General features: G+C 73.3%; 22 protein-coding genes. 15 read left to right on the top strand and 7 right to left on the bottom strand.

Features of this window, described 5'->3' with window-relative positions; translation table 11 throughout:
- Positions 1–47: 47 nt before the first annotated feature.
- The 3 genes from MRBLMG1_RS14825 to MRBLMG1_RS14815 are packed head-to-tail and all read left to right on the top strand — an operon-like array spanning position 48 to position 5,039.
- Positions 48–2,627, top strand: coding sequence for a YfhO family protein (locus MRBLMG1_RS14825; protein ID WP_367824425.1), 2,580 nt, complete (start codon positions 48–50; stop codon positions 2,625–2,627).
- A 51-nt stretch (positions 2,628–2,678) separates the two neighbouring features.
- Positions 2,679–3,644 (top strand): glycosyltransferase family 2 protein, encoded by a 966-nt coding sequence (locus MRBLMG1_RS14820; protein ID WP_367824423.1) that lies wholly within the window; start codon positions 2,679–2,681, stop codon positions 3,642–3,644.
- 3 nt (positions 3,645–3,647) lie between these two features.
- A complete protein-coding gene (locus MRBLMG1_RS14815; RefSeq protein ID WP_367824421.1) occupies positions 3,648–5,039 on the top strand; it encodes a polysialyltransferase family glycosyltransferase in 1,392 nt (463 codons plus the stop codon).
- Between the two features lie 33 nt (positions 5,040–5,072).
- On the opposite strand, the gene MRBLMG1_RS14810 is transcribed toward MRBLMG1_RS14815, so the two are convergent.
- Entirely contained in the window at positions 5,073–5,846 is a 774-nt protein-coding gene (locus MRBLMG1_RS14810) for a VOC family protein (protein WP_367824419.1), read from the bottom strand.
- 162 nt (positions 5,847–6,008) lie between these two features.
- On the opposite strand from MRBLMG1_RS14810, the gene MRBLMG1_RS14805 reads away from it, so the two are divergent.
- Entirely contained in the window at positions 6,009–6,836 is an 828-nt protein-coding gene (locus tag MRBLMG1_RS14805; protein WP_367824417.1) for a sulfurtransferase, read from the top strand.
- A gap of 177 nt (positions 6,837–7,013) precedes the next feature.
- Here MRBLMG1_RS14805 and sepH read toward each other — a convergent pair whose 3' ends face one another.
- Complete coding sequence (gene sepH / locus MRBLMG1_RS14800) at positions 7,014–8,054, bottom strand: septation protein SepH (RefSeq protein WP_367824415.1); 1,041 nt, start codon at positions 8,052–8,054, stop codon at positions 7,014–7,016.
- Between the two features lie 484 nt (positions 8,055–8,538).
- On the opposite strand from sepH, the gene MRBLMG1_RS14795 reads away from it, so the two are divergent.
- Positions 8,539–9,411, top strand: coding sequence for a hypothetical protein (locus MRBLMG1_RS14795; RefSeq protein ID WP_367824413.1), 873 nt, complete (start codon positions 8,539–8,541; stop codon positions 9,409–9,411).
- A 3-nt stretch (positions 9,412–9,414) separates the two neighbouring features.
- On the opposite strand, the gene MRBLMG1_RS14790 is transcribed toward MRBLMG1_RS14795, so the two are convergent.
- Positions 9,415–10,755 carry a D-arabinono-1,4-lactone oxidase gene (locus tag MRBLMG1_RS14790; RefSeq protein ID WP_367824411.1) on the bottom strand — a complete coding sequence of 447 codons (1,341 nt, stop codon included), beginning with the start codon at positions 10,753–10,755 and terminating at the stop codon, positions 9,415–9,417.
- Positions 10,694–11,959, bottom strand: a complete 1,266-nt coding sequence (locus MRBLMG1_RS14785) for an MFS transporter (protein WP_367824409.1) — start codon at positions 11,957–11,959, stop codon at positions 10,694–10,696. Before MRBLMG1_RS14785 ends, MRBLMG1_RS14790 begins: the two co-directional genes overlap by 62 nt.
- A 140-nt stretch (positions 11,960–12,099) precedes the next feature.
- Here MRBLMG1_RS14785 and MRBLMG1_RS14780 point away from each other — a divergent pair, with 140 nt between their 5' ends.
- Complete coding sequence (locus MRBLMG1_RS14780; RefSeq protein WP_367824407.1) at positions 12,100–13,227, top strand: ferrochelatase; 1,128 nt, start codon at positions 12,100–12,102, stop codon at positions 13,225–13,227.
- A 9-nt stretch (positions 13,228–13,236) separates the two neighbouring features.
- Positions 13,237–14,037, top strand: a complete 801-nt coding sequence (locus MRBLMG1_RS14775) for an inositol monophosphatase family protein (protein WP_367824406.1) — start codon at positions 13,237–13,239, stop codon at positions 14,035–14,037.
- A gap of 101 nt (positions 14,038–14,138) precedes the next feature.
- Here the strand turns inward: MRBLMG1_RS14775 and MRBLMG1_RS14770 are convergent, their stop codons facing one another.
- Positions 14,139–14,312 (bottom strand): hypothetical protein, encoded by a 174-nt coding sequence (locus tag MRBLMG1_RS14770; RefSeq protein ID WP_017237673.1) that lies wholly within the window; start codon positions 14,310–14,312, stop codon positions 14,139–14,141.
- A 362-nt stretch (positions 14,313–14,674) separates the two neighbouring features.
- Between MRBLMG1_RS14770 and MRBLMG1_RS14765 the strand changes: the two genes are divergently transcribed.
- From MRBLMG1_RS14765 to MRBLMG1_RS14750, 4 genes are all read left to right on the top strand, one after another.
- Complete coding sequence (locus tag MRBLMG1_RS14765) at positions 14,675–15,328, top strand: response regulator transcription factor (protein WP_017237674.1); 654 nt, start codon at positions 14,675–14,677, stop codon at positions 15,326–15,328.
- A 4-nt stretch (positions 15,329–15,332) separates the two neighbouring features.
- The gene (locus MRBLMG1_RS14760) at positions 15,333–16,571 is read left to right on the top strand and encodes a sensor histidine kinase (RefSeq protein WP_367824404.1); all 1,239 of its coding nucleotides are present in this window, start codon (positions 15,333–15,335) and stop codon (positions 16,569–16,571) included.
- Between the two features lie 396 nt (positions 16,572–16,967).
- Positions 16,968–17,264: a DUF4193 domain-containing protein gene (locus MRBLMG1_RS14755; protein ID WP_003955561.1), complete on the top strand. Its 297-nt coding sequence runs from the start codon at positions 16,968–16,970 to the stop codon at positions 17,262–17,264.
- A 12-nt stretch (positions 17,265–17,276) separates the two neighbouring features.
- Positions 17,277–18,305: a hypothetical protein gene (locus MRBLMG1_RS14750; protein WP_367824402.1), complete on the top strand. Its 1,029-nt coding sequence runs from the start codon at positions 17,277–17,279 to the stop codon at positions 18,303–18,305.
- Positions 18,306–18,427: 122 nt separating this feature from the next.
- Here the strand turns inward: MRBLMG1_RS14750 and MRBLMG1_RS14745 are convergent, their stop codons facing one another.
- On the bottom strand, positions 18,428–18,931 hold the full coding sequence (locus MRBLMG1_RS14745) for a DUF3093 domain-containing protein (RefSeq protein WP_367824400.1): 504 nt from the start codon (positions 18,929–18,931) through the stop codon (positions 18,428–18,430).
- Positions 18,932–18,989: 58 nt separating this feature from the next.
- Between MRBLMG1_RS14745 and MRBLMG1_RS14740 the strand changes: the two genes are divergently transcribed.
- The 4 genes from MRBLMG1_RS14740 (at position 18,990) to MRBLMG1_RS14725 (ending at position 21,827) form a co-directional block, all read left to right on the top strand.
- Positions 18,990–19,574, top strand: coding sequence for a PaaI family thioesterase (locus tag MRBLMG1_RS14740; RefSeq protein WP_367824398.1), 585 nt, complete (start codon positions 18,990–18,992; stop codon positions 19,572–19,574).
- The gene (gene dut, locus MRBLMG1_RS14735; protein WP_366305517.1) at positions 19,574–20,086 is read left to right on the top strand and encodes a dUTP diphosphatase; all 513 of its coding nucleotides are present in this window, start codon (positions 19,574–19,576) and stop codon (positions 20,084–20,086) included. The genes MRBLMG1_RS14740 and dut overlap by 1 nt, the downstream gene beginning before the upstream one ends.
- A gap of 1 nt (position 20,087) precedes the next feature.
- On the top strand, positions 20,088–20,852 hold the full coding sequence (locus tag MRBLMG1_RS14730) for a DUF3710 domain-containing protein (RefSeq protein WP_367824396.1): 765 nt from the start codon (positions 20,088–20,090) through the stop codon (positions 20,850–20,852).
- Positions 20,853–21,158: 306 nt separating this feature from the next.
- On the top strand, positions 21,159–21,827 hold the full coding sequence (locus MRBLMG1_RS14725; protein ID WP_414721582.1) for an ABC transporter ATP-binding protein: 669 nt from the start codon (positions 21,159–21,161) through the stop codon (positions 21,825–21,827).
- A gap of 102 nt (positions 21,828–21,929) precedes the next feature.
- On the opposite strand, the gene MRBLMG1_RS14720 is transcribed toward MRBLMG1_RS14725, so the two are convergent.
- Entirely contained in the window at positions 21,930–22,334 is a 405-nt protein-coding gene (locus tag MRBLMG1_RS14720) for a YciI family protein (RefSeq protein WP_367824515.1), read from the bottom strand.
- Positions 22,335–22,441 lie beyond the last annotated feature (107 nt).

Here is a 22,441-nt window from a genome sequence, read left to right as displayed (position 1 = left end):
CGACCCACCCTCCGGGCACCCCGCTCCGCGCGCCCCCTGGAGGACCTGTGCCCCCCGCCGCCGACACCGTGCTCGACGAGGACAAGGTCGGGGGCGGGGACGGGGCGGGCGGGCACCCCGGCGCCCCGCGACGGGGACTCCGGGCCCCCGCCGTGGCGGCCCCCCTGGCCGCCGCCCTGCTCACCGCCGCACTCCTCTGCCTGGCCGGCCGGCTCTCCCGCAGCTACCCGTTCGGGCCGGTGACCAGGAACATCGTCGACCTGGGCCAGCAGTACCTGCCGTACCACGCCTACTGGCGCGCGCTCCTCCTCGGCGAGACGCACGGAGACGCCTTCCTCAACTGGAACTCCGGCTTCGGCGCGAACTTCCTCGGCGACATCGGCACCTATCTGAGCAGCCCCTTCGACCTGCTCGTCGTGGCCTTCCCGGCCGACCGGATCGAGCTCGCCCTCTACGTCGTCACCGCCGCCAAGATCACCGCGGCCGGCGCGGCGATGGCCCTGCTGCTCCTGCGGCTGCGCCCCGGCCGCTGGCCCGTCGCCGCCCTGCTCGGCACCGCCTACGCGCTCTCCGGCTGGACCTTCAACTACGGGGCCACCGTCCCGATGTGGCTCGACGGGCTCGTCGCCTTCCCGCTGCTCTGCCTGGTCGGCGAATGGGCCCGCACCGGCCGCCGCCCCGTCCTCGGCCCCCTGGTCGTCGCGCTCGCCTGGATCGCGAACTTCTACACGGCGTACATGGCGACCCTCGGCGCGGCCGTCGTCCTCGCGGTCCGGCTCCTCACCTGCGAGGAGACCGCCGGCGCCCGGCAGCGCGTCGCCGGAGCGCTGCGCGCAGCCCGGAGCGTGCTCATCGGGATCGGCCTCGCCGCGCCGCTCGTGGTGGTCGTCTTCGTCGCCACCAAGGTCGCCGACCCGACCCCGGAGACCACCTTCGCGCCCGCCGCCTGGACGGAGGTCCTCGCCCGCTTCCTGCCCGCGACGGCGAGCGTGGCCAGCCCCGCCCTCTTCATCGGCACGCCCGCCCTCGCCCTCGCCCTGACGCTGCCGTTCAACACCGCCGTCGCGCCGCGGGTCCGGGCCGGCTGGACGGCGGCGATCGTCCTCATGACGCTCTCCCTCCAGTGGGAGCCCACCCATCTGCTCTGGCACGCCGGCGCCTCGCCCAACGGCATCCCCTACCGCCAGACCTTCGTCCTGTGCGGGCTGCTGCTCATCGGGGCCTGGTTCTCGGCCGCCCGCGGCGTGCCCCGGCCGGCCGCGCTCCTGGCGGGCGGTGCGCTGCTCGGAGTCCTGGCGTGGGCGGCCCGGGGGAGCGTCGACATCGACCGGTGGACCTTCCCCGCCTTCGGCACGGCCGCGTTCCTGACGCTCGCCGCGGTCCTCCTCGCCCTGGCCGGCGCACGCCGGGTCCACGCGCGCGTGCTTCCCGTACTCGCCGTGGTCCTGCTGGTCGCCGCCCAGGCGGGCGAGGCGGCCGTCACCGGGAAGCGGATCGAGGAGCAGCAGCGGAGCGAGGTCTCCTGGTCGCCCCGGATCGGACCGTGGCACGAGGACGTGGCCCGCGAGGCGGCGCGCGCCGACGCCTGGCCGCAGCACCGCACGGACCCCGGCGAGGTACCCGGCGGCAACGACGTCCTGCTCGTCGGAGGGCAGGGCGCCGACTACTACAGCAGCCTCACCGCCGACGTGACCTCCCGGACCCTGGCCTCGCTGGGCTTCGGCTACTACGCCAAGGGCAGGCACCCGGTCAGCCTCGACAACCCCGTGACCGACGCCCTGTTCTCCATCGGCACCCGGATCCGCTCCCGGCCCACGGAGCCGGTACGCCAGGACGCGCCGCCGCGGGCCACCGTCACCGCCGCCACCACCCCCGTACCTCCGCTCGTCACCGTCCGCCCGCCCGCGCCGCCGGCCACGCACCCCGGGGACTCCGCCTTCGCGCGTCAGGAACGCCTGCTCGGCGCCGACGTGTACGAGCTGCCGCCCGCCCCCCGCCGTACCGGACACACCGTCACCGCCCGCTGCCCGGCGGGCTCCCAGGTCTGGTTCTGGGCCCCCGAGTACCGGGGCACGGCCGCCCTCGCCGGCGAGGCGCCGGTGGAGTTCGAGGGCAAGCCGCCGGCCGTACGCGCCCCGATGCGTCCCCTCGGGACCGTGCCGGCCTCCGGCGAGGTCCGGATCGACCTGGGCCCCGAGGCCCGCGTCCGACTGCCCCGGCAACCGGTCGGCTGCCTGGTCGGCGCCCGGCTCGACGCCGCCGTACGGCAGCTCACCGCGACCGGCGCCACGCGCGTGCGTGCCACCGGACACACCGTCACCGCCGAACTGCCCCCGGGCAGCACGGGCGTCGCCGTCCTCGCCGCACCCCGCATCTCCGGCTGGAGCTGCGCCGCCGGGGACGAGGACCTCCGCCCCGCGCGCGCGTACGAGGGTCTCGTCGCCGTCCCCCTCGACAAGCGCGCCACCGCCGTCCGCTGCTCCTTCCGGCCCCCGGGGCTCCGGCTCGGCGGCGCGGTCGGCGCGGCCGCGCTCCTCGCACTGGCCGTGACGGGTATCCGCGGGAGACGGCAAGAGTTCACCCGCAGTGCACGTACGGATCGTTCGCCCGGAAAAGCGGACGGCTAACCTGCCCGCCGTAGCGACGTTTAACCGTTCGAATCAGTGTGGGGATTCCGAGTGCCGAAACTGTCCGTCGTCGTACCGTTCCACAATGTCGGGGCATACGCCCCCGACACCTTGCGCAGCCTCGCGAACAACGCGGATCCCGAATTCGAGTTCCTGCTGGTCGACGACTGCTCGACGGACGACACCCCGGAAATCCTCGACCGCTGGCGCGACCGCCTGCCGAACGCCACCGTCATCCGGCACGAGACCAATCAGGGCGTCGCCCAGGCACGGAACACCGGAATCGACGCGGCACGCGGCGACTACCTCACCTTCCTCGACGGGGACGACTGGTACGCCCCCGGCCACCTCGGCGCCGCCGTCGCCGGGATCTCCCGCCTCGACTGCGACTTCGCCCGCACCGACCACGTCCTCTCGGAGGGCCGGAAACGCCAGATCCGGTATGCGCCGGCCAAACGCCGCGACACCGTGATGGACCCCAGGGACGGCATCTCGCCGGCCAGCATGGTGACGATGGTCGATTATCCGTTCGTCCCCTTCGGCATTTACAGCGGACGCCTCTTCGAGAACGGCGCCTCGCGTTTCGAGACCTCTCTCAGAACGGCCGAGGACCGCCTCTGGATCTGGCGGCTCCACCTCAAGGCCCGCACCTTCGCCGCCCTTTCCCTGCACGGCGTCTTCTACCGGCGCGGCGTCACCACCTCGCTCACCCAGATCACCGACAACCGGCAGCTGGACTTCATCCCCTCGTACGACCTCCTGCTCGACGACGTCTCCCGGGACGCCGAGGCGGACCGATTCCTGCCGAAGGCGGTCCGCACCTACTGCGCGATGATCGCCTTCCACGTCGGCAAGATCGCGCTGTACGAACCGGCCGTCGGCACCCGGCTGCGCGCCGACGTCCGCGACGCCCTGCACCGGATGCCGCAGGACGTCCTCGACGAGACCCTCGCCACCATGGACACCGCGCGCAGCACCCTCCTCCGCAGCCTGCGCGACACCGGAAGGACCGCCTGAACCATGGCCACCGACACGGCCTCCGCGCCCCTCCCCGGACCGGCGCCGGACCCGGCCGCCGACGGCCGCAGGGTCCAGCTCTTCCAGGTGTCCACGCTGTACGGCGCCGCCACGCTCGCCGCCGCCCTGGACGCCGGACGGTTCGGCCCCCGCGAGGACGCCCGCAGGCTCCTGCTGCTCTCCCACAACGCCGAGATCCCCGAGACCGCGCTGCGCCTGGAGGCGATGACCGGCTACGGCCGGATCGCCGCCCGCTTCGACGGCGTCCTCGACTGGAACGAGACGATCCACCCGTACCACCCCGCCGGCTGGGCCCCCCGCCCCGAAGAGGCCCCGCTCTGGCAGCGCGTGCTGCGCACCGCCTGGGACCTCGGCACCGGCCCGGTCGAGCTGATCGTCGAGTCCATCCAGGTCAACCCCGCCAAGGCGCTCGCCGGCGCGTTCCCCGAGAGCGACCTGCACGTCTACGCCGACGGCCTCATGAGCTACGGCCCCACCCGCTCCGACCTCGCGCAGTCCATCGCCTGCCGCGTCCGGCGCGTCCTCCACCTCGACCTCGTGCCGGGGCTCCGGCCGCTCCTCCTGAGCGAGTACGGCGTCGAGCCCGAGCTGGTCCCCGACGACGCCTTCCGCGCGGTCCTCGCCGAGATCGCCGAGGAGGCGGCCGACGACCCGGGCATCGCGCGGACGGCCGCCGCCGGGGCCACGGCCCTCCTGCTCGGCCAGTACCTCGCCGCCCTTGCCCTGCTCACCGCCGACGAGGAGGAGGAACTGCACGTGCGGATGCTGCGCGGGGCCGTGGCCGCCGGACACCGCTCGGTGGTCTTCAAACCGCACCCGACCGCGCCCGCCCGCTACTCCCAGGCCCTCCACGAGGAGGCGGAACGCTCCGGCGTCCGGCTGACCGTCCTCGACGGGCCGCTGCTCGCCGAGACCTTCTACGAGCGGTGCCGGCCCGCGCTGGTCGTCGGCTGCTTCTCCACGGCGATGCTCACCGCCGCCGTGTACTACGGGATCCCCATCGCGCGCGTGGGCACGGCCGAGGTCCTCGCCCGCCTCACGCCCTTCGAGAACAGCAACCGCATCCCGCTCACCGTCGTCGACCACCTCGTCCCCGACCTGGAGCGGGGAGCGGAGCCCGCCGTCCCCGGAGCGGCCCCGGCCTCGCTCACGCCCCTCGTCCGCGCCGTCGGCTACTGCATGCGGCACAAGATCCACCCGGGGCTCCGCGAGGAGACCGTCCGCTTCCTGGCCGAGCACCTCGCCGACCCCGGCACGGCGCACCACTTCACCACCGAGCGGCTCACCGAGCTCGGCCTGCCGGGCGGGGACCCGGTCCCGGCGCGCGGCGGCCCCTCCCGGCTGCGGACCCTGGCCCGGACCCTGCGCGGCTGAGCCTCCTGCGGCGCCGTGTCCATCGGCCCGGCGTCACTCCGGGGCGGACCTGACCAGGGTGAAGACCGCGCCCTCCGGGTCCGCCACCACCGAGAGCCGCCCCGCCGTGCCCTCGCGCGGCGGGCGCAGCACCCGGCCGCCGAGCTCCACGACCAACCGTGCGGCCGCGTCCGTGTCGGCGACCTCGAAGTACGTCATCCAGTGCGGGCCCCGGTCCCGGGGCAGCGCGTTGCCGACGCCGTGCAGGGACGCCACCGGCAGCTCGTCGACCAGGAGGGTCGCGTAGTCGTGGTCGGCGGACACGACCGGATCCACCTCGAACCCGAAGACGCTCCGGTAGAACTTGCCGACCGAGGAGGTCTCGTACGTGAGCAGCTCGTTCCAGACCGGGGTCCCCGGCGGCCCGGCCGCGGCCGTCCCGTGGTGCGCCTCCGCCTGCCAGACCCCGAAGACGGCCCCGACCGGGTCGGAGCAGATGGCCAGGCGGCCCGCCTCGCCCGCGTCCAGTGGGCCCACCGCGACCGTGCCGCCGCAGCAGCGGATGGTCTCGGCGGTCTCGTCGGCGTCGTCGGTGGCCATGTAGGGGGTCCAGGCGATCCGCAGGTTCCGGTCGGGCGGCAGCTGGCCGATGCCCGCCACCTCCTTGCCGCCGAGCAGCGCGCGCACGTACGGGCCGAGCTGCCGCGGGCCGGGGACGAACTCCCAGTCGAAGAGTGCGTTGTAGAACTCCTGGGTGGCGTCAAGCCCGTGCACCATCAGACTCACCCAACAAGGGGTGCCGGATGTGCGCCGAGTCGCCTCGGTCATCGTCACTCTCTCCTCGGACCATCGTCGTGGCCGTGCCCCCGGTCCGATGGTGCCACCAACGGGGCCGTGGCGCGCCCCCGGCCGCGCCGTGCGTGGCGCGATCCGGCGGGGGAGGTCCCGGGTCCGCCCCCGGCGGCCGTGCGGCTGCGCGAGGATGGCCCCATGAACCCCATCATCTCCGCAAGCGAACTGCTGAGCGAGTCGGCCGGGGTCCGGCCGCCGGTCCTCCTGGACGTCCGATGGACGCTGGGCGGCCCGCCCGGACGGCCCGTGTACGAGGCCGGCCACCTGCCCGGTGCGGTCTACGTCGACCTGGACGCGGAGCTCGCCGGCCCGCCCGGGAGCGGTGGACGCCACCCGCTGCCCGACCCGGCGGCCTTCGGGGCCGCGATGCGCCGCGCGGGCGTCTCGGCTGACCGGCCCGTCGTCGTGTACGACGGCGGCCTCGGCTGGGGCGCGGCCCGCGCCTGGTGGCTGCTCCGCTGGGCCGGTCACCCGGACGTGCGGGTCCTGGACGGCGGACTTGCGGCCTGGACGGGCGAGCTCACGGAGAAGGTCCCCGTGCCGGAGCCGGGCGACTTCCGGCCCGAGCCGGGCGCGCTCGGGCTGCTCGACGCCGACGCGGCGGCCGCCCTGGCGGACGCGGGGCTGCTCCTGGACGCCCGTGCGGCCGAGCGCTACCGCGGGGACGTGGAACCGATCGACCGGGTCGGCGGCCACATCCCGGGTGCGGTCTCGGCCCCGACGACGGAGAACGTCGACGCCGACGGGCGCTTCCTCGCGGCCGGCGTCCTGCGCGACCGCTTCACCGCACTGGGCGCGACGGACGGCACCGAGGTCGCCGTCTACTGCGGCTCCGGCGTCTCCGGTGCCCACGAGGTGCTCGCCCTGGAGATCGCGGGCATCCCCGCGGCGCTCTACGCCGGCTCCTGGTCGGAGTGGTCCGCCGACCCCGCCCGTCCGGTGGCCACGGGCCCGGACCCGCGGTAGTCCGTACGAGAAGCGGTCCGCATGCGAAGGGCCCGCGCCGTCGTCCGGCGCGGGCCCTTCGTGTACGTGTACGGCGTCACCGCCGTCGTACGGGGTACGGAGTCACAGCCGTCGTACGGGTACGGAGTCACCGCCGTCATACGTGTACGGCGTCACCGCTTCCGTATGGCTACGGCGTCACTCCTGCTTCTTGCGCCGGGTGCCGAAGACGATCTCGTCCCAGCTGGGGACCGCCGCGCGGCGGCCCGGACGGACGCCGTCCGCCTCGGCCTGGCGGTCCGTGGTGCCGGTGAGCCGGTCCCGGTGGCCCGAGACGGCGCGGGGCATCAGCACGTCGGCGTACGCGGAACCGGCACCTGCCGAGGCGGCCGGGGCCGGCGGCTCCTCCGCCTCGACCTCCTCCGAGGGCTCCGTGTCCGGAGGCGCGGGAACGACCATGTCGCCGCGGAAGCTGGGCACGGCCTCCAGGAGGCTGGTCAGCGAGTCCCGCTCCTCCTCCGGCTCGGCCGACGCGGACGCCCGCTCCAGCTGGCGGTCCGGCCGGTCGATCTGGCGGTCGAGGGCCCGGTCGAGGGGCCTGTCCCGGGGCAGCCGGGCGATGCGCGGCACGAACGGGAAGCTCGGTTCCGGCGCGGCGGCGATCGTGTCGTCCGTCTCGCCGATCAGGGCCCGTGCCTCGTCGTCGACGGCCTGGACGAGCCGCCGGGGCGGGTCGTACGTCCAGCTGGCCGTGTGGACCTCGCCCGCGACGCGGTAGACGAGCAGCACCTCCCAGGTGCCGTCGTCGCGCCGCCACGAGTCCCACTGCACGGTGTCCTTGTCGGCGCCGCGCAGCAGCAGCCGCTCCTGCACCGCCTCGCCGAGCTGCGGGCCGCTGTTCTCGCCGGGCCTGCGGACGGGCGTCTTGCGGGCTCGCTCCGCCATGAAGGCGCGCTCGGCGAGCACGGGGCCCTCGAAGCGGCGGACGCGGTCGACGGGGATGCCGGCGAGCTGGGCGACCTCCTCGGCGGAGGCACCGGCTCGTATCCGCGCCTGGATGTCACGGGGGCGGAGGTGGCTCTCCACCTCGATCTCGATCTGGCCGAGGCGCGCGCGGTCGTTGCGCACGGCGGCACGGAGCCGCTCGTCGATCGGAAGTGTGTACTCCGTGCTGTCAGCAGCCTTCAGCACCAGTCGTGTGCCGTCGTTGGAGACGGCCACGACACGCAGTTCGGGCATGGGGACCTCCCGGGTGGTGCCTGCCGACGTCACGTGCGTCGCTGCTTCCGCTAGTCGAGTGTGGCCTGCCCGGGTGCAGCCTGCCACTACCTTGCCGAGTTGCCCGGCGTGTCGGGCATGGACCCTGGAACGCCGTTATGACACGGTGACCTGGTGGCTACCCGGAGTGACTGGTGGTCACTCTGTGCAGCCGGTTTCCGTGTGGTGCCGTGGCGTCACCGGTTCGAGTGCCGCTTTCGGCTCCCTCCCCTTGATCCCGGGCACCCGAAGGCGTCCGGACCCAGGGTTCGTCAATGTACTCCATTCGGGCCACCTGGGTGGACCGGCGCGCCGCCCAACTTTGCGGGCGGTACGGGAGTTGAGTCTCCGCGATCTTCCCTCATACGTGTCGCTGTTCACAGAAACAGCAGAAACGGAACTATTCGCTTCGCCCATTTGTCCCTTCTGGGTGCAAGGCGAACGGATGAGCCGTCAGGGGTTGGAGATGCGTCACAGGCCGGAGACCGGCACGGAGGAACCCAAGGAGGAGCGGGAGGGCGGCAGGAGAAGGATCGACCTGAGCGTGGCTCAGGTGTCGGGCAGCGCCCTGGCCGCGGTGATCGCCGCCAAACTCGCCTCCACCCTCGGCGTGTACGGGACGATCGTCGGCGCCGGTGTGATCAGTGTCATCGCCACCTGCGGCGGCCCGCTCTTCCAGCACCTCTTCAAACGCACCGGCGAGCAGGTCCGCGACGCGACCGCGGCCGCCAAGCCGAAGGCGCGTCAGATCCCGGTCACGGCAGGGCCGCGGGACGACCGCACCCTGATGCTCGGCACCCTCCCGCCCGCCCCCTCCCCGTACGACGAGGAGTTCGGCGGCGCGACCACCCACGGCACCCGGGTGCGCGGCTGGAAGCGCCCGGCCATCGCGGCCGCCCTGGTCTTCGGCGTGACCATGGGCGGCATCACCACCTACGAGCTGGTCTCGGGGCAGGACTTCAGCGGCACCCACGGGTCCACCACCTTCGGCTCCGTCGTCCGCGGCGGGAGCGCGGCGCAGGACGCGCCGGACCGCGACGAGCGGCCCGCGCCCACGCCGTCCGGCTCCTCCGGCGGTGCCACGCGGCCGGAGGACGGCACGCCCGCGACGGGCGCCACCCCGACCCCGGGCGACCAGGGTGGCGAGACGGGGACCGGGACGGCGACCCCGTCCACGGAGCCGACCCCCTCCGACTCCACCGGCGGCGAGACGCCCGCCCCGACGCCGACGGGCCCGACGACCGCCCCGACGCCCACCGCCCCGACCCAGGAGCCCACCACCGGCGCCGGCTCGCCGGACGCCCCGGCACCGGCCGACGGCGACCCGGGCACCGGGTGACGGTCAGTCGCCCAGGACCCGGCGGAGGTAGTCGTTGGCGAACAGCCGGTCCGGGTCGAGCCGGTCGCGCACTGCCGTGAACTCGGCGAAGCGCGGGTAGACCTCGGAGAAGTAGGCGGCGTCGCGGGTGTGCACCTTGCCCCAGTGGGGGCGGCCCCCGTGCGCCGTCATGATGCGCTCCACCGCGGTGAAGTACGCCTGGTGGGGCGTGCCCTTGTACAGGTGGACGGCGATGTACGCGGTCTCCCGCCCCGAGGCCGTGGACAGCGCGATGTCGTCCGCGGGGGCGGTCCGCACCTCCACCGGGAAGCTCACCTTCAGCGGCGAGCGCTCGACCATCGCCTTGAGCTCGCGCAGCGCGGCGACCGCCGCCTCACGCGGAAGCGCGTACTCCATCTCCAGGAAGCGCACCCGGCGCGGCGAGGTGAAGACCTTGTACGGGATGTCGGTGTACGTACGGGCCGACAGGGCCCGGCTGGAGACCTTGGCGATCGAGGGGATCACCGGCGGCACGGCGCGGCCCACCGAGCAGGCGAGCTGGAAGATGCCGTTGGAGAGGAGCTCGTCCTCGATCCAGCCGCTGATCCGCCCGGGAGGGGCGGCGGGGCCCGCGCTGCGGTTGTTGCGCTTGGTGTTGCAGTTGTTCGTGTGCGGGAACCAGTAGAACTCGAAGTGCTCGTTCTCCGCGTGCAGCGCGTCGAACTCGGCGGTGACCCGGTCGAAGGTCATCGGCTCCTCGCGCGCGGTGAGCAGGAAGACCGGCTCCACCGCGAAGGTGATCGCCGTGACCACGCCGAGCGCGCCGAGACCGATCCTGGCGGCCGCGAAGACCTCCGGATTCTCCTTCTCCGAACAGACGAGCAGTTCGCCCGAGGCCGTCACCAGCTCCAGCTCGCGGATCTGCGCGGCTATCGAGGCCGACTCGCGGCCCGTGCCGTGGGTGCCCGTGGAGGTGGCGCCGGCGACGGTCTGCTCCATGATGTCGCCCATGTTCGTGAGCGACAGGCCCTCGCGGGCCAGCGCCACGTTGAGCCGCTTGAGCGGGGTGCCGGACTCGACCGTCACGGTCATCGCCTCGCGGTCGATGCGCCGGATGCCGGTGAGCAGACCCGGGCGGATCAGGACGCCGTCGGTGGCCGCGATCGAGGTGAAGGAGTGGCCGGTACCGACCGTCTTCACCCGCAGTCCGTCCGCCGCCGCCCGGCGCACCGCCTCGGCGAGTTCCTCGGCCGAGGCCGGGCTCACCTCCCGCACCGGGCGGGAGGTGACGTTCCCCGCCCAGTTACGCCACGGGTTGCTCGCCGTCCTGGCGCTCCCCGACCCCGCTGTCGTCGTCCCGCTCACGCTGCCCCTCCCGGTTCGGTGCCGGCGTGCGCAGCCGGCGGTGTCCGAGGAGACCCACCGCGACCGCGAGCGCGCCCGAGACGACGGGCACCACGAACCCCGCCTCTGCTCCCGACGCGTCGACCACCCAGCCGGCGGCCGACGAGCCGAGCGCCACGCCGATCGCGAGCCCGGTACCCGTCCAGGTCATGCCCTCGGTCAGCTTGGTGCGCGGTACGTGCGCTTCGACGAGGGCCATCGTGGTCACCATCGTCGGTGCGATGGACAGGCCCGCGACAAAGAGCGCCACGGCCAGCAACGGCAAGTTCCCGGCCAGTAGGAGGGGGATCATACTCACGGCCATCGCGCAGATGCCCAGCAGCCAGCGGCGGGACGGCGCGCCCTTGAGGTGCAGCAGTCCGAAGACGGCGCCGGCCAGGCAGGAGCCCAGCGCGTAGACGGCCAGAACGAGGCTGGCGCCCGCCTTGTGGCCCTGCTCCTCGGCGAAGGCCACGGTCACCACGTCCACCGAGCCGAAGATGGCGCCGGTGGCGACGAAGGCGAGGGTCAGCACCTGGAGGCCGGGGGAGCGGAGCGCGGACGCGCTCTTCTCGCCGTCCTCCCGCGGGTGCGGCACGGGTTCCGTCGCGCGCTGGGCGGTCAGCCAGAAGACGCCGACGGTCAGGAACACCCCGGCGAACAGCGGACCGGCCTCGGGGAACCAGGTCGTCGACAGACCGATCGAGATGATCGGGCCGAAGATGAAGCACACCTCGTCGACGATCGACTCCCAGGAGTACGCCGTGTGCAGGCGCCGCCCGTCGCCCCGGTAGATGTCCGCCCAGCGGGCCCGGGTCATCGCGCCGAGGCTCGGCACGCAGCCGATCACGGCGGTGAAGACGAAGAGCGTCCAGTCCGGAGCCCCCTGCTGCACGCAGAGGAGGAGGCCGGCGGCCGCGGCGAGCGAGACCAGGGTCACCGGCCTGAGCACCTTGCGCTGCCCGTGCCGGTCGACGAGGCGCGACACCCGGGGGCCGAGCGCCGCGGCGGACATGGCGAGGGTCGCGGAGAGCGCGCCGGCGAGCCCGTACCTGCCGGTGACCTGCGAGATCATGGTCACGATGCCGATGCCCATCATGGACAGCGGCATCCGGCCGAAGAATCCGGCGACGGAGAACGAGGCGGTGCCGGGCGCCTCGAAGATCGCGCGGTAGGGACTGGGCAAGAGGCGTCCTTGGTCAACACGTGTAATTAATAGCTAAAGCCTACGGTGTTGAAGTCGATCGGTCATCCCCCTTTTTCGGACGATCGGGCACGGACGGGCCGCGCCCCCCGCCGCCGGAGCCGGGTGGGAGGATCGTTGCCATGTCCGATCAGCACGATCCCGCCCCGTACGACGCCCTGCTGCTGCTCTCCTTCGGCGGCCCCGAGGGTCCGGACGACGTGGTCCCGTTCCTGGAGAACGTGACGCGCGGCCGCGGCATCCCGAAGGAACGGCTCAAGGAAGTGGGGCAGCACTACTTCCTGTTCGGCGGCGTCTCCCCGATCAACGACCAGAACCGCGCGCTCCTCGACGCGCTGCGGACGGACTTCGCGGAGGCCGGCCTCGACCTCCCGGTCTACTGGGGAAACCGGAACTGGGCGCCGTACCTCACCGACACCCTCCGGGAGATGGTCACGGACGGCAGGCGCCACATCGCCGTCCTCACCACCAGCGCGTACGCCTCCTACTCCGGCTGCCGCCAGTACCGGGAGAACCTCGCCGACGCCCTCGCCGCGCTGGAGGCGGAAGGCCTCCCGCTGCCCCGCGTCGACAAGCTCCGGCACTACTTCAACCACCCCGGCTTCGTCGAGCCCATGATCGAGGGCGTCCTCGCCTCCCTCGCCGAGCTCGACCCGTCCGTGCGGGACGGCGCCCACCTCGCCTTCACCACCCACTCCATCCCCGACTCCGCCGCCGACAGCTCCGGCCCGGTCACCGAGCACGGCGAGGGCGGGGCCTACGTCCGGCAGCACCTCGACGTGGCGCGGACCATCGCCGACGCGGTCCGCGAGCGGACCGGCACCGACCGCCCGTGGAAGCTCGTCTACCAGTCCCGCAGCGGCGCCCCCCACATCCCGTGGCTCGAACCCGACATCTGCGACCACCTGGAGCAGCTGCACGGCAGCGGCGTCCCCGCCGCCGTCATGGTCCCGATCGGCTTCGTCTCCGACCACATGGAGGTCCTGTACGACCTCGACACCGAGGCCACGGCGAAGGCGGCCGAACTCGGCCTGCCCGTCCGGCGCTCGGCCACCGTCGGCGCCGACCCGCGCTTCGCCGCGGCCGTCCGCGAGCTCGTCCTGGAGCGCGCCGCCAAGGAGCGGGGGATCCGCGCGGAGCGGTGCGCCCTGGGCGCCCTCGGGGCCTCCCACGACCTGTGCCCGATCGGCTGCTGCCCCGCCAGGGCCGAACGGCCGGCGGCGGCCGGCGCCGACAGCCCGTACGCGTAAGGAGACAGCGTGACCGACCCCCTGCTCACCGAACTGCACGACCTCGCCCTGGAGGCCGCCCGGCGCGCCGGCGCCCTCCTGCGCGACGGCCGCCCGGACGACCTCGCCGTCGCCACGACCAAGTCCAGCCCCATCGACGTGGTCACCGAGATGGACATCGCCGCCGAGAAGCTGATCACCGGCTTCCTCGCCGAGCACCGCCCCCAGGACGGCTTCCTCGGCGAGGAGGGCGCATCGAGCCCCGGCGTCAGCGGGATCCGCTGGGTCATCGACCCGCTCGACGGCACCGTGAACTACCTGTACGGCCTGCCCACCTGGGCCGTCTCCATCGCCGCCGAACGGGACGGCGAGACCGTGGTCGGCGTGGTCGAGGCGCCGATGCGCGGCGAGACCTACCACGCGGTCCTCGGCGGCGGGGCGTACGAGGGCGACCGGCGCCTCGCCGCCCGCCCCTCGCCCGTGCTCGACCAGGCCCTCCTCGGCACCGGCTTCGGATACATCCAGACCCGCCGCGCCCGCCAGGCGGACGTCGCCCGGCGCGTGATCCCGCTGGTCCGCGACATCCGCCGCGGCGGCTCGGCCGCGATCGACCTCTGCGACGTCGCGGCCGGCCGCCTCGACGCGTACTACGAGCGCGGACTCAACCCCTGGGACCTCGCCGCCGGGGCGCTCATCGCCCGCGAGGCGGGCGCCCTGACCGGAGGCCGCCCCGGGGAGCCGGAGTCCGGAGAGCTGACCCTCGCGGCCTCTCCGGGGCTCTTCGGGCCCCTCCAGGAGCTCCTGGAGGAGCTGGGGGCCTGGCACGACTGACGCGGCCGCGAGGCGGACGCACGAGGGCCCCGGAGCCGGGAGCGGCTCCGGGGCCCTCGTACGCGTACGGGCGTGATCGCGGGTCGTTCGGTGGAGACGGGTCAGACGCCCGGCGCGGCTACCTCCACGCCGTGCTCGGCGGCCAGGCGGTGCAGGTCGTCCAGCTCAGCCTGCTCGACATCCGCGAGGTAGTCGTCGCCCGTCTCACGAGCTCGCGTGAGGTCCGTCTGCGTGGTCCTGATGCGGTGCAGCAGTCCTGCGGTGAAAGCGTCCATCGTGCGCCCCCTCGTCGTGGGTCCGGTGGCACGGGGGTGTGCCGAGGGTGGGTGGATCACACACTGCGGCCTCTGGGGGACAGGGAGCGTCAGGTGGCGCGCCGCATACAGGCGTGATCACGGGGTGTGCAGTCGTCCTCCCCAGCCCCTTCCTCAAGGAAACCTCAACTGGCCCGCGAATCAGGTGAATTCTTCGCGCGCCGCCGCGCGCCCCCCGCTCACCACCCGCCCGCCCCGGGTCCCCCACCACCGCCTTACAGCCGGTTTACGCGCGTACGGGGCAGGATGGACACGCACAGTCAGTGCGTGGAATCCAGCCGGTCCCCACCCCGGACAGCGGCTTGACGGGAAGGAACAACGACGTGCGCGTACTCGTCGTCGAGGACGAGCAGCTGCTCGCCGATGCGGTGGCCACCGGACTGCGCCGGGAGGCCATGGCCGTCGACGTCGTGTACGACGGCGCCGCGGCCCTGGAGCGGGTCGGCGTCAACGACTACGACGTCGTCGTCCTCGACCGCGACCTCCCGCTCGTCCACGGCGACGACGTCTGCCGCAAGATCGTCGAGCTGGGCATGCCCACCCGCGTCCTGATGCTCACCGCCTCCGGCGACGTCAGCGACCGCGTGGAGGGCCTGGAGCTCGGCGCGGACGACTACCTCCCCAAGCCCTTCGCCTTCACCGAGCTCACCGCGCGCGTGCGCGCCCTCGGCCGGCGGACGACCGTCCCGCTCCCGCCCGTCCTGGAGCGCGCCGGCATCAAGCTCGACCCGAACCGCCGCGAGGTCTTCCGCGAGGGCAAGGAGGTCCAGCTCGCGCCCAAGGAGTTCGCCGTCCTGGAGGTCCTCATGCGCAGCGAGGGCGCCGTCGTCTCGGCCGAGCAGCTCCTGGAGAAGGCCTGGGACGAGAACACCGACCCCTTCACCAACGTGGTGCGCGTCACCGTCATGACCCTGCGCCGCAAGCTCGGCGAGCCGCCGGTCATCGTCACCGTGCCCGGCTCCGGCTACCGGATCTGACCTGATGGCCACGACACCGGCGCCCCACCCCCAGGCGCCACCGAAACCCACCTGGGACCCCCGGGACCCGGTCAGGCCGCTGCTGCGCCCGACCATCCGGATACGGCTCACGCTGCTGTACGGCGGGATGTTCCTCATCGCGGGCATCCTGCTGCTGTCGATCATCTACCTCTTCACGGCGCAGGCGCTCAGCGACAGCGCGGCCCAGCTGCCGTTCAAGATCGTCAAGGGTGAGGTGCAGCCGACCACGTCCTGGTGCCAGCTGCCCAACACGGGCACCGGCGAGCAGTTCAACGACGCGGTCTCGGTCTGCCTGCGGCACCAGAGCGACCTGGCCCTCGACGACCTCCTGCGCCGCTCCCTGTTCGCCCTGCTCGGCCTGAGCATCATCGCCTTCGCCTTCGGCTACGCCATGGCGGGACGGGTGCTCTCGCCGCTCGGCCGGATCACCCGCACCGCCCGCCAGGTGGCCGGCTCCGACCTGGCCCGGCGGATCGAGCTCGACGGCCCCGACGACGAGCTCAAGGAGCTGGCCGACACGTTCGACGAGATGCTGGAGCGTCTGGAGCGGGCCTTCACCGCGCAGCAGCGGTTCGTCGCCAACGCCTCGCACGAGCTGCGGACCCCGCTCGCGATCAACCGCACCCTGCTGGAGATCCACGTCTCGGACCCCGAGGCGCCCCTGGCGCTCCAGCAGCTGGGCAAGACGCTGCTCGCCACCAACGAGCGCAGCGAGCAGCTCGTCGAGGGCCTGCTCCTGCTGGCCCGGAGCGACAACCAGATCATCGAGCGGAAGGCCGTCGACCTCGCCGAGGTCGCCTCCCGGGCGATCGACCAGACGCACGCCGAGGCCGTGGCCAAGGGCGTGGAGATCCGGCGCGAGCTGGGTCCCGCGGTCGTCCAGGGCAACGGCGTCCTGCTGGAGCGGATCGCGCTGAACCTCCTCCAGAACGCCGTGCGGTACAACGTGCCGGACGACGGCTGGGTGGAGGTCACCACGGAGACCGAGCACGGCCAGGCGGTCCTGGTCATCTCGAACACGGGGCCCGTCGTGCCCGCCTACGAGATCGACAACCTCTTCGAGCCGTTCCGCAGGCTCCGCCAGGAGCGGACCGGCAGCGACAAGGGGGTCGGACTCGGCCTGTCGATCGCCAGATCCGTGGCCCGTGCCCACGGCGGCCGTATCATCGCGGAGCCCCGCGAGGGCGGAGGTCTCGTGATGCGCGTCACTCTGCCGATCTGACACACTGCACGAGCCCGACCGGTTCCGTTCGCTTTGCGCGGAATTTCGGGGCCCCGATTCTGAGACGCTCATGTGTGATCGATCACAGGAGAGGGTGTCCGGACTTCCACTCTCCGTGACCGAGAAATCCCTCGGAAAACCAGGAAAAGTCCGGGTTTCCGGGGCCCGGAATGACGGGAAGTACACGGGGTGGCGCCTGTGTAGGGCGCCCGGAGGACCGTGTACGGTCCGGTTCGCCACCCGAAGCCGATCACTCGCGAGAGCGTGCGACGGGTGTCGATTGAGTAACAGACCTTGATGTGAGGCAAAATCTCCGCCTCAGGTCGGGCACAAGTCCGACCTCTCACGCGTTACGTGCGCTGGAGACACCGCAACCACCCAGAGGGGGAGAGCGACATGGCAACGGATTACGACACCCCACGCAAGACCGACGACGACGTCGACTCGGACAGCCTTGAAGAACTGAAGGCCCGCCGGAACGACAAGTCGACCTCGACCGTCGACGTCGACGAGTTCGAGGCCGCCGAAGGCCTGGAGCTTCCCGGCGCCGACCTTTCGAACGAGGAGCTGGCCGTCCGGGTCCTGCCCAAGCAGGCCGACGAGTTCACCTGCATGAGCTGCTTCCTCGTGCACCACCGCAGCCAGCTGGCCAGGGAGAAGAACGGCCAGCCGATCTGCCGCGACTGCGACTGAGGTCGCCCGGCCGTGGCAGGCACACCGTCCCGGAAGCGGCGTCTGCGGCTCCCCGGGAGCCCGCAGACGTACAACGGCGGCTCAGGCCCGGCAGAGGGTGCCCAGGAGGCCCCCGAAGCCGTGCAGGCAGCATCCCTGCCCTCCCTCGGCGCACGTGACGACGAGCGGGGCCTCGCGGCCTCGCTCGAGGCGGGGGCCGAGCTCGACCCGGCACCGCCGGCGGAGCGGGAGGCGGGACGGGCCGGCGGGCAGGACGTGGAGCGGCACGACGGGCGCCTCGGCGCCGTCAGGCGCCTCGCCGACCCCGCGCGGGCCCGGCTCGACAAGATCAGGATCGACTCCGAACGGATCGACGCCGTCCGGCGCGGCGTCGCACAGGGTGTGCGGCGCGGCGGCGACAGCGCCAAGGCCGGCATCGGCTACCTCGCCGACCGGTTGATCGACCTCGCCCCGCGGATCCCCGTCCGCGACCTGGCGACCCTGCGCAAGCAGTTCCCCGGCCTCGACCCGGAGCAGCTCGCGGACAAGCTCGTCACGGGCGCCGCGAACGCGAGCTCGACGGTGGGCGCGGGCATCGGCGCCGCGGCCATGCTCCCGGTCCCCCCGGCCATGCCGGCCGAACTGGCGGCCGAGATCACCGGCGTCGCCGCCGTGGAACTCAAACTCATCGCCGAGCTGCACGAGGTCTACGGACTGCGGCCCCCCGGCCGGATCACCCAGCGCTCGGCGGCCTACCTGACCTCCTGGGCCGAGGAGCGGGGCATCGACCCCACCAAGCCCACCACCGTCAACGCGGCCCTCGGCGGCCAGCTCAAGCGCGAACTGCGCCAGCAGATCATGAAGCGCATGGTGCGCAACCTGCCGAACCTGATGCCCTTCATGGTCGGTGCCGCCGTCGGCGCGGTCATGAACCGCCGCGACACCAAGAAGCTCGCCTCCCGCATCCGCAAGGACCTGCGCGCCCGCCAGATCCCCTGGGACGCCCTCCGCGACCTGCCTCCCCTGGAGCAGCCCGAGAACCCCAAGGAGCTGGGCTTCTAGCCCCCGGCGACGGGGCTCCCCGGTGACGAACAGAGCCCCCGGGGCGGCGACGCAGGGGCAGAGCCCCCCGACCACGACACAGGGGCCCCGTAGGGCCCCCGGGGGCGAGACGCTGCCGGCCGTCAGCCCTCGTCGCCGACGCGTTCGGCCTCCAGGGCCGCGACCAGCGCCTCCGGCTCGCGGCTGGACAGGTACACGTACGGCGTCGGGTCCGCCGGATCCGCCACCTCGACCCGTACCGCCCCGGGCACGTAGCTGCGCATCAGCATGAAGGCGCGCGGGTCCGCCTTGTGGGTGCGCCAGGCGCGCGCCTCCTCCGCGTCGAGCGCCTCGGCCGCCCCGAGCGCCGCGACCGGGATCCGCGCGTCGCCCGCCACCAGCGAACCGGCCACCACCCGGATCCGCGCGGATCCGTACGAGGAGACGCCCATCCCGGCGAGGACCGCCGCCACGATCAGGCCGCCCAGCATCGGGACCGTACCCAGCGGGAACATGATCAGACCGCCGGAGAGACCGATCAGACCCGCGATCGCCCACCACGAGCGGGGCGCCGTCAGCCGCTCGTCGAAGCGCGGCGCTGCGGAGGGCGCGGGGGAGGGGGCCGGGGACGGTGCGGAAGGCTGCATGCGTCCAAGCTTGGCACGGCGCGACCCGCGCCCATCCGCGCGGGTAAGGTCTGCGCCTGTGACTGCAACATCTGCCGCCCTCACCCCGCCGGCCGACGCCATACCGCCGGTACGCCACCCCGACGCGCCGGCTCCCGGCGAGCTACTCGGTGCGCACTACGAGTACTGCTTCGGGTGCGGCGGCGGGCAGCCCCACGGCCTGCACCTGGAGGCGCGGGCGGGCGAGGGCGTGACCGTCACCGCCGAGTTCACGGTGACCCCCGACCACCAGGGCGCCCCCGGCCTCGCGCACGGCGGCGTGCTCGCCACCGCGCTCGACGAGACCCTCGGCTCCCTGAACTGGCTGCTGCGGGTCATCGCCGTGACCGGACGCCTGGAGACCGACTTCGTCCGGCCCGTCCCCGTCGGCACCGTGCTCCACCTGGAGGCCGCGGTCACCGCCGTGCACGGCCGCAAGATCTTCTCGACCGCGGTCGGCCGGATCGGCGGGCCCGAGGGCCCCGTCGCCGTCCGCGCCGACGCCCTCTTCGTCGAGGTCAAGGTCGACCACTTCATCGACAACGGCCGCCCGGAGGAGATCCAGGCCGCCATGTCCGACCCCGACCAGGTCCGGCGCGCCCGCGCCTTCGAGGTGAACCCCTGATGCGCAACCCTGTCGACGTACTGATCCGCCGTGTGGACCCCGAGGTGCCGATCCCGGCCTACGGGCATCCCGGCGACGCCGGGGCGGACCTGGTGACCACCGAGGCCGCCGAGCTCGCCCCCGGGGAGCGCGCCGTGCTGCCCACCGGGGTCTCCATCGCCCTGCCGGACGGGTACGCGGCCTTCGTGCACCCGCGCTCCGGTCTCGCCGCCCGCTGCGGAGTGGCGCTGGTGAATGCCCCGGGGACGGTGGATGCCGGGTACCGTGGAGAGATCAAGGTGATCGTGGTCAATCTCGACCCGCGCGAGACCGTGCGGTTCGAACGATTCGACAGGATCGCCCAACTTGTCGTCCAACAGGTCGAGAAGGTGCGCTTCCACGAGGTGGCGGAACTTCCCGGCTCGGCGCGGGCCGAGGGGGGCTTCGGGTCCACCGGCGGTCACGCCGCCGTGGACGGCACTACGGGTGGGAATCGATACGCTTCGGTCGTATCCGACCGGGAAGGACAGTGACGTGTTCGGACGTCGCAAGAAGAGCGGTGCCGCCGAGGACGCGGCGGGCGAGGCCGAGCAGGTCGTCGACGCGGTGGACGGCGAGGACGCGGACGACGCGGCCCCGCGCCGTGTGAACCTTCCGCCAGCGCCCCGGCCCGACGGGCCCTGGGACATCTCCGAGGTGTCCAAGCCCGACGAGGGCCGGGTGGACCTCGGTGGCGTCTTCGTGCCCGGAGTCGAGGGCATGGAGCTGCGGGTGGAGGTGGCCGGTGACGCGATCGTCGCCGCCACCGTCGTGCTGCGCGACAGCGCCGTACAGCTGCAGGCCTTCGCCGCCCCCAAGAACGAGGGTATCTGGGGCGAGGTCCGCGACGAGATCGCCACGGGCATCGTCCAGCAGGGCGGTGTCATCGACGAGGTCGAGGGCCCCCTGGGCTGGGAGCTCCGGGCCCAGGTGCCCGTCCAGCTGCCGGACGGCAACCGCGGTGTGCAGCTGGTCCGCTTCGTGGGCGTCGACGGGCCCCGCTGGTTCCTGCGCGGAGTGATCTCCGGGCAGGGCGCCGTGCAGCCCGAGGCGGCCGGACTCCTGGAGCAGATCGTCCGGGACACCGTCGTCGTCCGCGGCGACGGCCCGATGGCCCCGCGCGACCCGATCGTGCTGAAGCTGCCGAACGACGCGCAGATGGTGCCGGACGGCGTGCAGCAGGAGGAGCAGGAGAACTCCCGCTTCTCCGGCGGCATGGGACAGCTCCAGCGCGGCCCGGAGATCTCCGAGCTCCGCTGAGTGACCCCGCCCCGCGGAGGTCTCCGACTCCGCTGGGCAACCGCGCTTCGCGGAGGGCTCCTGACCTCCGCCGAGCGCCCTCGCTTCGACCGGTGGGCCCCTTCCCGTACGACTCCGTACGGGAAGGGGCCCACCGGTCGTTCGGGCGCCCGCGTTTTCCACAGGGGTCGGGCCTCCGACTCTGGCCGTCGGGGGTGACCGCGGACCATACTGGCGGGCGCACATGTTCGAGGAGGGGGAACTCAGGTGAGTGAGAGCAGCACGGGGCCCGCGACGGCCGTGGCCGAGGACCCGGCGGGCCGGCCGATGGTCCGCGTCGAGGACCTGCGCCGTTCGTACGGCACGGGCGAGGCGGCCGTCCACGCCCTGCGCGGGGTCTCCTTCGACATCCCGCGCGGCGAGCTCGTCGCGCTCAAGGGCCGCTCGGGCTCCGGCAAGACGACCCTGCTCAACCTGGTGGGCGGCCTCGACAGCGCCGACGGCGGCCGGATCGTCATCGACGGCACCGACCTCTCCACGCTCGGCGAGAGCGGACTCCTCGAACTGCGCCGCGACCGGATCGGCTTCATCTTCCAGTCCTTCGGCCTGCTCCCCATCCTCTCCGCCGCCGAGAACGTCGGCGTGCCGATGCGGCTGCGCAAGGCGGACCCCAAGGAGCGCGAGGAGCGGGTCGCCCTGCTCCTCGGCCTCGTGGGGCTCGCCGACCACGCCGAGCAGCGGCCCGGCGAGCTCTCCGGCGGCCAGCAGCAGCGGGTCGCCATCGCCCGCGCCCTGGCCAACAAGCCGGCCCTGCTGATCGCCGACGAACCCACGGGCCAGCTGGACGCCGAGACCGGTCTCGCCGTCATGCAGCTGCTGCGCGCGGTCGTGCGCAGCGAGGGCTGTACGGCCCTGGTCGCCACGCACGACCCCCAGCTCCTGGTCCTGGCGGACCGGGTCCTGGAGCTGAGCGACGGCGAGATCATCGAGCACTGAGGGCCCGCCGCACGGCGGGCGCGGGCCCGCGACTCGGGGCGGTCCCGGCCTGACTCTCCGCGCCCCCCCGGAGACGCGGGCCCGCCGCGTGCCCCGGGGGCCTCAGCTCTCCGCGCCCGGTTCCGCCGGGGGCTCGGACATGACCTCGCGTACCTCGATGGGCATGTTGATCGGGGCGCCGCCGGGGCCGGGCGCCGCCGACACCTCGGCCGCGATGGCCAGGGCCCGCTCCTGGGACGGGACCTCGACGATCCACCAGCCGGCCAGGAACTCCTTGGTCTCGGCGAAGGGGCCGTCGGTCACCAGGGCCGAGCCGTCCGCCGCCGCCCGGACGATCCGCGCCGTCTCCGGCATCGCGAGCCCCTGCGCGTCGACCAGTTCGCCCGCGGCCGCCAGCTTCTCGTTCGTGGTCCGCATGAACGCGATGTGCGCGCGGATCTCCTCCGGCTGCCACTCCCCGATCGACGGGACGTCGAGGCTCTGCGCGTGGAACTGCATCAACAGCATGTACTTCACGGGGTGCTCCTCGGATGTGCGTCGCGTCCCGGGCGGTGCCCGGGGCCACTGTCGTGGTGGGGTCGGAGCCGGTCCGGCGTTCTCGACATCCGGGGCCG

It is taken from the genome of Streptomyces sp. LMG1-1-1.1 (assembly GCF_040815545.1).
GTDB lineage: Bacteria > Actinomycetota > Actinomycetes > Streptomycetales > Streptomycetaceae > Streptomyces.
The sequence above is the reverse complement of the archived record's forward strand: the minus strand, read 5'-3'. Positions and strand labels throughout refer to the sequence as shown.